General features: G+C 48.4%; 12 protein-coding genes and 1 rRNA gene. 11 read left to right on the forward strand and 2 right to left on the reverse strand.

Annotated features, from left to right (window positions below; all coding sequences use genetic code 11):
- Nucleotides 1–76: 76 nt before the first annotated feature.
- The 8 genes from B0H94_RS12820 to B0H94_RS12855 are packed head-to-tail and all read left to right on the forward strand — an operon-like array spanning nucleotide 77 to nucleotide 7,789.
- A complete protein-coding gene (locus tag B0H94_RS12820) occupies nucleotides 77–1,330 on the forward strand; it encodes an ABC transporter substrate-binding protein (RefSeq protein ID WP_106589674.1) in 1,254 nt (417 codons plus the stop codon).
- The gene (locus tag B0H94_RS12825) at nucleotides 1,305–2,183 is read left to right on the forward strand and encodes an ABC transporter permease (protein ID WP_106589675.1); all 879 of its coding nucleotides are present in this window, start codon (nucleotides 1,305–1,307) and stop codon (nucleotides 2,181–2,183) included. The genes B0H94_RS12820 and B0H94_RS12825 overlap by 26 nt, the downstream gene beginning before the upstream one ends.
- A complete protein-coding gene (locus tag B0H94_RS12830; RefSeq protein WP_106589676.1) occupies nucleotides 2,180–2,977 on the forward strand; it encodes an ABC transporter permease in 798 nt (265 codons plus the stop codon). The genes B0H94_RS12825 and B0H94_RS12830 overlap by 4 nt, the downstream gene beginning before the upstream one ends.
- Nucleotides 2,978–2,983: 6 nt before the next feature.
- A complete protein-coding gene (locus tag B0H94_RS12835) occupies nucleotides 2,984–3,970 on the forward strand; it encodes an ABC transporter ATP-binding protein (RefSeq protein ID WP_106589677.1) in 987 nt (328 codons plus the stop codon).
- Nucleotides 3,957–4,640 (forward strand): TVP38/TMEM64 family protein, encoded by a 684-nt coding sequence (locus B0H94_RS12840; RefSeq protein ID WP_106589678.1) that lies wholly within the window; start codon nucleotides 3,957–3,959, stop codon nucleotides 4,638–4,640. Before B0H94_RS12835 ends, B0H94_RS12840 begins: the two co-directional genes overlap by 14 nt.
- On the forward strand, nucleotides 4,633–5,214 hold the full coding sequence (locus B0H94_RS12845) for a CDP-alcohol phosphatidyltransferase family protein (protein WP_106589679.1): 582 nt from the start codon (nucleotides 4,633–4,635) through the stop codon (nucleotides 5,212–5,214). The genes B0H94_RS12840 and B0H94_RS12845 overlap by 8 nt, the downstream gene beginning before the upstream one ends.
- 12 nt (nucleotides 5,215–5,226) lie before the next feature.
- Nucleotides 5,227–6,678, forward strand: coding sequence for a dihydrolipoyl dehydrogenase family protein (locus tag B0H94_RS12850; protein ID WP_106589680.1), 1,452 nt, complete (start codon nucleotides 5,227–5,229; stop codon nucleotides 6,676–6,678).
- Between the two features lie 16 nt (nucleotides 6,679–6,694).
- A complete protein-coding gene (locus B0H94_RS12855) occupies nucleotides 6,695–7,789 on the forward strand; it encodes an FAD-dependent oxidoreductase (protein ID WP_106589681.1) in 1,095 nt (364 codons plus the stop codon).
- Between the two features lie 27 nt (nucleotides 7,790–7,816).
- On the opposite strand, the gene gerD is transcribed toward B0H94_RS12855, so the two are convergent.
- Complete coding sequence (gene gerD / locus B0H94_RS12860) at nucleotides 7,817–8,467, reverse strand: spore germination lipoprotein GerD (RefSeq protein WP_106589682.1); 651 nt, start codon at nucleotides 8,465–8,467, stop codon at nucleotides 7,817–7,819.
- A gap of 143 nt (nucleotides 8,468–8,610) precedes the next feature.
- On the opposite strand from gerD, the gene B0H94_RS12865 reads away from it, so the two are divergent.
- On the forward strand, nucleotides 8,611–9,312 hold the full coding sequence (locus B0H94_RS12865) for a KinB-signaling pathway activation protein (protein WP_245894022.1): 702 nt from the start codon (nucleotides 8,611–8,613) through the stop codon (nucleotides 9,310–9,312).
- A gap of 81 nt (nucleotides 9,313–9,393) precedes the next feature.
- On the opposite strand, the gene B0H94_RS12870 is transcribed toward B0H94_RS12865, so the two are convergent.
- Entirely contained in the window at nucleotides 9,394–10,155 is a 762-nt protein-coding gene (locus B0H94_RS12870; RefSeq protein WP_106589683.1) for a polysaccharide deacetylase family protein, read from the reverse strand.
- 57 nt (nucleotides 10,156–10,212) lie between these two features.
- Between B0H94_RS12870 and B0H94_RS12875 the strand changes: the two genes are divergently transcribed.
- Together B0H94_RS12875 and B0H94_RS12880 are read left to right on the forward strand one after the other, a co-directional pair.
- The gene (locus B0H94_RS12875; RefSeq protein WP_345789047.1) at nucleotides 10,213–10,482 is read left to right on the forward strand and encodes a hypothetical protein; all 270 of its coding nucleotides are present in this window, start codon (nucleotides 10,213–10,215) and stop codon (nucleotides 10,480–10,482) included.
- Nucleotides 10,483–11,160: 678 nt separating this feature from the next.
- Nucleotides 11,161–11,347, forward strand: a 16S ribosomal RNA gene (locus tag B0H94_RS12880); the annotation flags it as partial.

Consider the following 11,347-nt stretch of genomic DNA (forward strand, 5'->3'; position numbering starts at 1 on the left):
GTAAGCAACCTTACAGGCATAACTACACACATGATGTATAATTTATATAGAGCAATTGATGAAGGGATCGGATGCGATGAAGCGGAAAACATTCAGCTCATTTCTCATAGCGGGGGCGTTGCTCGCAGCTTGCAGCAGTAACGAAGCCGGCTCTGAAGTTGAGCAGGATTCAACAAATGTGATTGAACAAGACTGGCCGGATATCGAGGCGGATGCTGCCGGCACCACCGTTAACATGTATATGTGGGGCGGGGACGAAAACATTAACAGCTACATCGATGACTGGATGACACCGCGCCTTGAAGAAAATTACGAGATCACCTTGGAGCGCAGACCAATGGATACTGAAGACATCATTCAGCAGTTGATGACAGAAAAAGAAGCAGGCGAAACTGAGGGGCAGATTGACGTATTTTGGTTGAATGGAGAAAACTTCCGCATCGCAAAAGACCATGATCTTTTATGGGGATCATTTGCTGAGCGGCTGCCAAACGTTGAAGACCATATCAACATGGACGATTTAGATGTTGCGTATGACTTTGGCACTGAAGTTAACGGTCTGCAGGCGCCGTGGGGGCAGGTGCAGTTTGCACTCTTTTACAATGAAGCTTATGTTGATGATCCGCCGGCTTCTTACAATGAATTAGCAGCATGGGTGGAAGAAAACCCAGGCCGCTTCACCTATCCTGAAGCAGATGAGTTTACCGGTAACGCTTTCGTTCGGCAGATGCTTTATGAAGTTGTAGAGGAGCCGGAAGACTTGGTGGAGGAAGGCTTTAATGCTGAAATGTTAAGCGACTATGAAGATGAGGTATGGTCAAAGCTGCGGGAAATGGCCCCACACTTGTGGCGCGAAGGTGAAACGTATCCATCAAGTTTAGAAGAGCTTGACCGGATGTACGCAAATGAAGAAGTTTGGATGACAATGGGGTATAACGAAGGGCGGGCGGAGCCGCTCGTTCGTGACGGCACTTTTCCAGAAGGTACAAAGGGCAAAGTGTTTGAGACAGGTTCACTTGGTAATACCCATTACTTAAGCATTCCGTTTAATGCCCCTAACCAGACCGGTGCGATGACGGTCATCAATGAGTTTCTTTCATTTGAAGCGCAAAAGGAAAAGTTAAATCCGGATGTATGGGGAGAAGGCACGGTATTAAGTTCAAGCCGGCTCTCTAACGAACAGCAAGAAGCGCTTGAGGCTGTAGAACGCGGTGGATCCGTGCCAGGTGAGGAAGCACTCTCAGATGCATTTCGACCGGAGATGGATGCAGCGTACGTCGACTGGGTGGAGGATTACTGGCTGAATGAAGTTGTCCGCTCGCTCGATTAAGTTATGGTTTGCCCTTGCGCCGGCGTTCCTGCTGCTTGTTGGCCTTACAGGGTATGCGCTATTTAGTGCGGTTCGCCACAGTTTTACCGCCGGTGGGGAGGCGGGGTTTACAGTTTCAGCCTACGCCTCACTTGCAGCAGACCCTCACCTACAAGAAAGTATCCGTTTCAGCATAATCACTGCCGGCATTTCCACCATGATTTCACTTGTCATTGGTGCAGTGCTTGCGCGTTTATTGTACCGTCAGCTGCGTCACGCTAAACTGAAAGTGCTCGTTTGGCTGCCGATGTTTGTGCCGCATTTTGTTGGCGCTTATATCATTATTTTATTGTTCTCTCAAAGCGGGCTTTTCGCAACAATTGCGTATCAATTCGGCTGGATTTCAGCGCCAGCTGATTTTCCGGTGCTCACACACGACAGGGACGGTTACGGCATTATTTTGACGTACATATGGAAAGAAGTTCCCTTTGTCGTCTTGATGCTTCTGCCAGTATATTACGATATGGATCAGCGGTTTCATGAGGTTGTCCGAACCCTTGGTGGCAGCCGGTTTGCGGCGTTTCGTGATGTGGAGTGGCCACTGTTGCGTCCGTCAATATTCGAAACAGGCATCATTTTGTTTGCCTTTACCCTTGGAGCGTTTGAAGTCCCGGCATTGATCGGTGCGACGGACCCACAGATGGCCGCATTAACCGCTTATGATTGGTTTTATCAAGGCGATTGGAGCGAGCGCCCGGAAGCGTATGCGCTCATGAGTGCGCTTACCGCTGCTTTGTTGATGCCCGCTTTTCTCATTTTTTACCGGGCGCGCCGCCTGCAGCAGCGCTTGCTGAAAGGAGGCGGACGTTCATGATTTACCGGTGGCTCCTTGCGATATTTCTTTTACTCATGTTTTTCGTGCCGCTCTTTTTGCTCGTTGTGCAAAGCTTTGCACGAGAGTGGCGTTTTCAAATGATATTTCCTGAAACATTTACATTACAACACTGGCAGTCCGCACTTTCGGATCCTTTAGTTGTTGAAGCGCTGCCGGTAACCGTACTGCTTACCTTTGGCACTGTGCTGCTGAACTTTATCATTGCGTTTCCGGCTGCCCGCGTCCTTGCCTTTTATGATTTTTACGGAAAAGCGGTGGTGGAAACAATGCTGCTTGTGCCGGTACTTGTGCCGGCGCTTGCTATTGCTGTAGGGCTTCACAGTGCATTTTTAAGCATAGGTTTAGCCAACAGTTGGTTAGGTGTTCTACTTGTTTATTTATTGCCGACGGTACCATTTACGATCCGTATTTTGAAAAACGGCTTTATTCGGATTGGCTCGGACCTTGAAGCGCAGGCCGCAGTCCTTGGCGCAAGTCGCTGGCAGCGGTTTTTAGATATCATTATGCCGTTAATGCTGCCGAGTGTGCGAGCAGCGGCATTTTTGGCTGGGGTGATTGCCTTAAGTCAGTACGCTTTAACTGTGACGGTAGGCGGCGGGCAGGTGATGGCGCTGTCGGCTGTGTACTTTCCATTTGCTGAAAGTGCCAATGCTTCCATTATGGCGGCGTTATCATTACTGTTTTCCTTATTACCACTTGGGTTACTGCTCGTTTTCGAAGGAATGTTCCGTCTGTTGTTTTTAAATCGCGTCAAAGCTATTCGTAAAGGATGAAACCATTTGTCTGAACTTCATGTGAACGAATTAAGCCACCGATATCGCGGGGTTGAGGTGCTTCAATCAATCTCGTTTTCGCTGGCGCCGGGAGAAATCTTTGCGCTCATGGGCGGTTCCGGTACAGGTAAATCAACTTTGTTGAAGTGTTTAGCCGGCTTGGAAAAACAGCATACCGGCACAATCACACTAGGTGGTCAAACGATGGACGAAACAACGGCTGCCAAGCGCCCGGTTGTACTCATGTTTCAAGATGCCTTGTTATTTCCGCATATGACCTTACGTGAAAATGTCGCTTATGCCCTCAAAACCCGAGGCGTTAAGCGGCAGGTGCGCAGCGATCAGGCCGCAGTCTTTTTAGAGAAGGTCGGTATGCTGCATGCTGCTGAACGTCTGCCGGAGCAGTGTTCTGGTGGAGAAAAGCAGCGGGTGGCGCTGGCGCGGGCACTCATCGCTCAACCGGCGCTGCTGTTACTCGATGAGCCGTTTGCAAGTCTTGATGAAACGCTTCGCTTTCAAATGCTGCGCTGGGCAAAGTCTTTATTAAAAGAAGCAGGGACGACGGCTGTGTTTGTAACCCATGCCAAAGATGAAGCCGTGGCTATGGGGGATACGATCGGGGTGATGCACGAGGGTCGTTTGTTTGAGAAAGGAAGTCCGGCTGCGCTTGCCCGCCGGCCGCTATATGGACCCACAGCCGATGCACTTGGTGACGGGGTCCGGATCGGTAGCACGTTCGTTCCTGCTTCCGCTGTAAAAGTGCACCGATTTACTTCGAATGATGACGATGCTGGTTGGAAGGCCCAGGTGCAGTCCTTATTTCAAACTCACGGTCAGCTACTTGTCTGCCTTGAAGTGGCAGGAGCAGCGCAGGCATTAACTATTCCGGCGCCGTTTCAAATGGCTGAAGGCGAGTGGCTTTACATCTCTGCTGATTCAGACAGTCTCGTTGAACTGGCAGAGCAAAGAGGTGAGCATGATGAAACGAAGTAAACGTTGGATCGGGCTTGGGCTGATCCTGCTTGTCGGCGCGTTCGTTTGGTGGAATCGTGAGACCATTGATTTACAGCCGGAAACGCTGCGCGACTGGATTTTATCGTTTGGCTGGTGGGCCCCGGTGATATATGTGGTGCTATATACTTTGCGACCGCTCGTCTGGTTTCCGTCCTCGATTTTTTCACTTGCTGGCGGGCTTGCTTTTGGGTTTTGGGGCTTCTTTTTATCAGTCGCCGGCGCAGTTGCTGGTGCTGCTCTTTCATTTTTGATCGCCCGCTGGTTTGGCGCTGAACTTGTGAAAAAAGAATGGACCGGTAAAGCGAAAACGGTACAGAAACAGATGGAGGCGCACGGTTTCTTGTATGTGCTTGCGGTTCGCCTTGTGCCTGTGGTGAATTTTGATGTCGTCAGTTATGCAGCAGGATTGTCTAAAGTACGCTTTGGACCTTACCTGCTTGGTACAGCTGTCGGCCTCTTACCCGGCGCTGCAGCTTATACCCTTGCCGGGGCAAGCATCGCTGAACAGAATATAACCTTGATCGGGCTGGCCGTTGCCGGTCTTGTGCTTGTCTCTATGCTGCCTATTGTTGTTCGTAAAATGATGCGAAAGCGCCGGGGGATCACATTACCGGGCAGTGAAGAGAAAGGAGAGAGAAGCGATGCTTGATACACACGCCCGTAAATACGTTCAACCAGTTATCGAAGGTGGGGCCGGCCGACTGCTGAAACTAGGTCTGTCAGCCAATCAAGTGACGGCAGCTGCTTTTATCATCGGAGCTTCTGCCGGTATTTTTATATATATTGAAATGCTTTGGACAGCTGTTTTTCTATTATGGTTTTCCGGGTATTTAGATGCTGTAGACGGGGCGATGGCCCGGCAGACAAAGACAAGCCCGTTTGGTACCGTTATGGACGTCACTTTTGACCGGCTCGTCGAACTTAGCGTTATTCTCGGCCTTGCGTTCCTTGTACCTGAAGCGCAGTGGGCGCTTTTATTGTTAACAGCGTCCATCATTTTTTCAATGACGGTTTTTTTAACCGTTGGTGCGGTTTCAGAAAAACAGGGGATGAAGTCATTTTATTATCAAGCAGGCTTAGCTGAACGTACAGAAGGTTTTTTGTTTTTCACCGTCATGATTTTGTTTCCGCATTTACTCGTTTGGACAACGCTTGTCTTTGTTTTGGTGGAAACTTTCACTGGACTGCAGCGGTTGCGCGAAGCAAAGCAGGTTTTACAATAAGGAGGGCTAAGTATGGCGAAGCGGTATGATGTAGTCATTATCGGCGGGGGATCAGGGGGCCTCACCGTTGCTTCCGGTGCAGCATCATTTGGTCAAAAAGTAGCGCTGATTAATGAGAGCAGAAATCTCGGCGGAGACTGTCTTCATTACGGGTGTGTCCCGTCTAAAGCGTTGATTCAGGCTGCAAAAGAAGTGAAGCAGGCCGAAAAAGCAGCAGGTGAATTTGGCTTAACGCTCGGTGGTAAAGCAGATTTCAACCAAGCAAAAGCGCGCATTCAAGCAGCGAAAAAAGAAATTCAAAAGCATGATGACCCGGCGCGTTTTGAATCAGCCGGTGTTGATGTATTTGAAGGAACCGCTTCGTTTATCGATCAGCATAAAATTAACGTTAAGCATCAACGCTCGAATACTGTACTCAAAGGGAAAAAGATCGTCATCGCAACAGGTTCAAGTCCTAAGGTGCCGGAAATTGAAGGCTTAGCGCAGGTACCTTATATCACAAATGAAGATGTGTACACGTTAAGTGAGGTACCGGCACGGGTGGCAGTCGCAGGCGGGGGTCCGGTCGGCGTTGAGCTCGCACAGGCACTGGCTCGATTTGGTGCAAGGGTTGATGTGATTCATGCTGGGGCGCACTTGTTCGAAACAGAAGATGAAACGATTGCCTTTAAAGCAGAGCATAAACTGGCAGAAGAAATGAACATTACGCCGAATTATCGACTTACGAAAGCCGCACCAGCAGGGTCAGCTTACCGCTTCACAGCTGAACATGTTGAAACGAAAAGTCAAAAAGAGATTACGGCGGATGTTTTGTTTGTTGCGGCTGGACGTAAGCCGAATACAGACAAGTTGAACATCGAAGCAGCCGGGATCAACTGTCATCAAGACGGCACAATAAAAGTGGATCAAACGATGCGGACGAGCCGAGAACATATTTTTGCTGTAGGAGATGCAGCAGGTGCACCGATGTTTACGCACGCAGCCGGGATCGAAGGGCAGACGGTCGTTGCCAATTTGGCGTTTGACTTAAAGCAGAAAATTGACCCTAACGGTATTCCTTGGACATTTTTCACAGACCCGGGTATTTTCCACCTCGGTATGACAGAAGCTGAAGCAGTGGCTGCTTACGGAGAAGAAGTTGTAAATGTGTATGAGCAGCACGGGGGAGAAGTGGACCGTTTCATTGCTGAACATAAGCCGGATGCTTATGCAAAAATCATTACGGATCGGAAAAACCGGATCATCGGTGCACACGCGGTCGGTGAAGATCCAGGAGACTGGATGCAGGAGCTTGTGTATTTGTATCAGAAAAACGAGCCGTTAAAATCATTAAGCAGCTCCATTTATCCTTACCCGGCCCGAGGCGAAATCATTAAAAAAGCAGCGGATAAATACTGGCGTGACACCTTGTTTCACGGCAGGTCCGCCCGCTGGTTAAAGCGGATTTCCAAGCTGTTGCGTTAAGGAAGGGAGATTTCACATGGCACCAACGATTGTTCTTGCAGGCGCAGGGCATGCTCATCTTTTGCTGCTGTATGAAGAAATGAAATCACCGGTACGAGCTGCTGAATATGTGTTGATCTCACCAAACCGTTATCAGTATTACTCCGGTATGTATGCCGGCTATATTGAAGGGGTTTATGAAAAGGACGAGACCCGGGTGGATGTTGCTGCTTTATGTTCAGCAGCAGGCATTCGTTTTATTGAAGCTGCTGTAACAAGTGTTGATGCGAAGCAAAAACAAGTGCACACCTCAACTGAAGCTGTCAGTTACGACAAACTCTCGCTTAATTTAGGGGCTGCCTCCGGCGGTGTCCCAGGCATCAAAGCCAATGCCAGGTCGATTAAGCCGAGCTATTTGCTACCAAAGACGGCGGAGCAGCTTGATCAAGCAGGCAGTATTATCATTGCCGGCGGCGGGGCGGCCGGGGTGGAAACTGCTCTGGCCTTAAAAGCGAAGGATGCCGAGCGCAAAAGCTCCCGCGATGTCACAATCCTTACATCAAGCACCCTGCTTCCAGAAGCACCGGCAGCCGCTCAAAAGAAAATACGCCGGGAGTTATCTGCAAAAGGTGTACTTTACCGTGAGCACACTCCGGTTACAAATGTGGCTTCAGGTCGTGTAGATACACCCGTTGCTGTTTTTTCAGCGGATGAAGTGCTTTGGCTTGCCGGGGCAGGGGCGCCGGCTGTTATTGCCGCGTCCGGACTTGCTGACAAGCGAGGTTTCCTGCCGGTAACAAAGCACCTGCAGTATCAAGGTGATCCGGACATTTTCGGGGCAGGTGACTGTGTAACGTTTCTGTCGGTACCCAGCCTTGCTAAAAACGGGGTGTATGCTATTCGGCAGGCACCTATACTGCGGGAGAATTTAAAGCGGTCCTTAGCAGGGAAAAACCTGCAGCCGTTTCAGCCGCAGCGTCAGTATATGGCGATTCTTTCGTTAGGAGGACGGCGGGCTTTCATGTTTCGCGGCCGGCATCACGCCCGTGGCCGCTTGGTATGGCAACTTAAAGACCGGATTGACCGCAAGTTTATGGATCAACTTCATAAAGCCGCAAAGCCGGGCAGTTAAAGTAGGCCGCGCTTATGTTTGCGCGGCCTAAGATGTGCCTTCAATGACTTCTTCTTCCTCTTCATCCTCATCTTCATCCTCTCCTGAATTTTCTTCGTCACTTTTTTCATCTTCATCGGTCGTTTCTAGCGCCTGCTCTTGAATCTCTGCATTCATATCCGCGAGCATCCCCTGTACTTCCGCCCGAAATTTAGGCGCATCAAATGACTCCATCATAATTTTCATCACTTCTTCACGGTAAGCACTGCTGCGTAGTAAATCGAAGGTCTCTTCCTGAATTTCCGGGTCTTTCATAACTTCCATTAACATATCGCGGTACTCAGGGTCTTTGATTAAGTCTTTGGCCATTGCTTCGTGTTCATCGTGCATGCTTTCAGCCATGGCTTTTGCGAAAGCAGGCTCGCGCATCAGCTTGACCCAATAGTCTTCCCCGTCAGCTGAAGCAAGTGTTTCTTTAATTGTCGTCTCAACAAACGCGTTCTCAAGCACGAGTCGTTCGCGGAATTCATCGTCATCTAAAATATCAAGCAGGGCCTCTTTACTTTCATCTGACTTTAACAAATCCTGCATCATACCTTTTGTTTGTTCGTATCGTTCAGCACTTTGCTGCTCTTGTGCGGCGCACCCAAAAAGAAGGCACAGTAAAAGAAACATAGGAAGAAGCCGGCGAAGCATCATCGTTTATCCCGTCCTTTATGAATCATTCTTACGCCTAATGTGAGGCAATTTCGTGTCAAATATGCGCGGCGCCCGGAAATGGTGGCAAAGCATGAACAGAGTTGGTACAATCGTAGCGGTAGATGAGAAGAAAGCGGGGATCGATGCGATTGAATACACGTAAAGTCGTTTATTTATTCTGGACCACGCTGCTTTTAGGTGCAACGTTCGGGATGCTCGTTGGTATCGTCATTGATTTAGATACGTATCTTGGCGAAGGCGTCGCCAACTTTATCCTCGGTGCAATTTGGATGTTTGGGATTAGCGCTGCAATTAGTTTGGTTGCCCAGATGGGTTTCTTTGCTTATTTAACACTGCACCGGATTGCATTGAGCATATTTAAAGGGCCGAAGTTGTGGAACCGTGTCCAGATTGTACTCATTGCGTTTGCTTACTTTGACCTTGTCTTTTTACGTTACTGGGCGTTTGCTGAAGAAGGCGAAAGTTTAGCCGGATATTTTATAACGCCGACACTGCTTTTATTGTTTGCACTTGCGGTAGCTTATGTAAAACAAAAAGAAACGAACCGTGCTACGTTTGTTCCGGCACTTTTCTTTATGTTTGTTATTACGATTATTGAATGGGTGCCGGCGCTCACGATCGACATTGTTCATGGTACAAAATGGCTGTGGATTTACTTAACACCGCTTGTTGTAGCGAATACGTGGCAGCTTTTAATGCTTCATCGTCTGTACAGTAAAGATGACGAAGGTTTAAAGCCAAAGCCGGGACAGCCGGCTGAACCAACGAAAAGTTCCAGCGGCAAGAAATCAAAGAAAAAGAAGCGTAATAAAAAGAAAAAATAAGGCACGTGCTCTTTCCTCCTGACCATCCCTTTGGTTGGGAGGTTTCGTTTAGGAAAGGAAACACGTGCCTGTCAAATAAGATTAAAGTTCCCGCACTTCAATGTCAGCTTCGTGCAGAAGTTCTTTTAAGCCGACAACGTCATATCCTTGCTGCTCAAGTACATCCAAGATTTTCGGAAGAGCACCGGTCACTTGTTTAGACTGATCCGAGGCATCCATCATAATGATCGCTCCTGGGGATACGCTTTCGGAAATTCTTTCAATCACTTGATCAGTGCCGGGGTTTTCCCAATCCTGCCCGTCTACACTCCATTGAATGGTTGTTAAGCCCTGGCTTTCAGCTGCTTCTAAAACCCGGGTGTCAAGAGCTCCGGCCGGCGGACGAAAGAAAGCGGGCTGCTCGCCGGTGATCTCCTGCAGGGTATGGCTGCCTTTACGCAGGTCCTGCATGATTTCTTCCTCTTCCCACGCAGGGTATGGCTTGTACTCATATCCGTGATGGCCAATGGTGTAGCGGCTTTCATTTATATCTTCTACGAGTTCAGGATGGCGCTCGGACCATGCACCTGAAAGGAAGAAAGCAGCTTCGGGTACATTTTCTTCTTCAAGGAGCGAAAATACTTCTTCCGGACGCTCGTCCCCCCAACTCACATTAAACGTTAAAGCAACTTTAGCTTCGTCGGTTGCAACTTCGTGTACCGCGCCGCTGATATGGTCCTCAACCCCTGCGAGCTGTACAAAAAACGAGTTTTCCAAAAAGGTATAAAATACGGCTCCGGCGCTTAGTAAAAGTGCACCTGCGGCTAACCCGAGTTTTTTCATCGAAACTTCCCAAATATACAATGGCCTTCCCACCTTTTTTATTCACTTGGCATAATCCTATGCAAGCTTGGACAGGATATGAATGGTTCGCTAGAAAACGAAGTGCGGCGGGGTGAGTATGTGCTTGGTCTATTGTTAAATCATAAAGAATGTAAAGAGGTGGAGTACTTATTAAAACGGGAGCTAGAAGAGATCCTTTTAGATATAGAGGATGAGCGGATTGATGACCGGCTGAAACGAAGCTTGGCAGAGAAGTACAGGATTGTTTTAAACTTATATAAGCGCTTAGCTCCACCTCATGAATGTCGCCACTATGCGATGTCTTTACAGCGCCGGTTAAAACCTTAGGAACAACCTCTTATAACGAGCAGCTTTAGCAAAGGCCTCACGATAGAAATGTAAAGATGCAAGCATCTTTACATTTCATAAGCATTAAATCTGACAAAGTTGATGGGCAGTGGCACCTGAGCAGAAGAATAATGGTGACATCATGCATAAAACGCTTTTTTTCCATTGGTACAAGAGGCAGGAAGGCTCGGTACGGTTAAGCGTAAGCACAGCTCCAACCCGTGCCGCACTTGTAACCTCCAAGTGGAGGCGTCCGCCAAAAAAGTGAGGCCAGCCATCGTTTGTTTACAAACTCTGGCTTGAAAAAAGCCACAGGGTACTGATATGATAATGTAGTAATTAAAGCCAAGCATTTTGTTGACATCATAAAACAAATTCGTTATGATGTTGGTGTCGCTAAAAAAGTGACAGGGAATAAAATGTTTATTGACAACTTCATTTTAGGTTGTTATTGTTGTGAATCCGCGTTGAGAAAAGCGGGTGACTTCATACAAAAGACATTGAAAAAAGATGTTGACGATGAAGTTTGCAATTGTTATATTGAATATCCGCGCTAAACAAAGCGCAGGATTTATTTGCCCTTTGAAAACTGAATGAAAGCAAGTGCGCCCGTCAATTAAATTGACGTTAAACGAAACACATCAAATCCCTTCGATTTGATTGATGCAAGGCATCACTTTATCGGAGAGTTTGATCCTGGCTCAGGACGAACGCTGGCGGTGTGCCTAATACATGCAAGTCGAGCGCGTGAAACCAGTTGATTCCCTTCGGGGATGACGCTGGTGGATCGAGCGGCGGACGGGTGAGTAACACGTGGGCAACCTGCCCTGCAGATCGGGATAACCCCGGGAAACCGGGGCTAATA

Origin of the sequence: Salsuginibacillus halophilus, from assembly GCF_003014715.1 — a bacterium.
Lineage (GTDB): Bacteria > Bacillota > Bacilli > Bacillales > Marinococcaceae > Salsuginibacillus > Salsuginibacillus halophilus.

Coding starts and splice junctions, on each gene's coding strand:
- B0H94_RS12820 (WP_106589674.1), top strand. CDS start 77: ATGAAGCGGAAAACATTCAGCTCATTTCTCATAGCGGGGGCGTTGCTC.
- B0H94_RS12825 (WP_106589675.1), top strand. CDS start 1,305: ATGAAGTTGTCCGCTCGCTCGATTAAGTTATGGTTTGCCCTTGCGCCG.
- B0H94_RS12830 (WP_106589676.1), top strand. CDS start 2,180: ATGATTTACCGGTGGCTCCTTGCGATATTTCTTTTACTCATGTTTTTC.
- B0H94_RS12840 (WP_106589678.1), top strand. CDS start 3,957: ATGAAACGAAGTAAACGTTGGATCGGGCTTGGGCTGATCCTGCTTGTC.
- B0H94_RS12845 (WP_106589679.1), top strand. CDS start 4,633: ATGCTTGATACACACGCCCGTAAATACGTTCAACCAGTTATCGAAGGT.
- B0H94_RS12850 (WP_106589680.1), top strand. CDS start 5,227: ATGGCGAAGCGGTATGATGTAGTCATTATCGGCGGGGGATCAGGGGGC.
- B0H94_RS12855 (WP_106589681.1), top strand. CDS start 6,695: ATGGCACCAACGATTGTTCTTGCAGGCGCAGGGCATGCTCATCTTTTG.
- gerD (WP_106589682.1), bottom strand. CDS start 8,467: ATGATGCTTCGCCGGCTTCTTCCTATGTTTCTTTTACTGTGCCTTCTT.
- B0H94_RS12865 (WP_245894022.1), top strand. CDS start 8,611: ATGCGATTGAATACACGTAAAGTCGTTTATTTATTCTGGACCACGCTG.
- B0H94_RS12875 (WP_345789047.1), top strand. CDS start 10,213: ATGAATGGTTCGCTAGAAAACGAAGTGCGGCGGGGTGAGTATGTGCTT.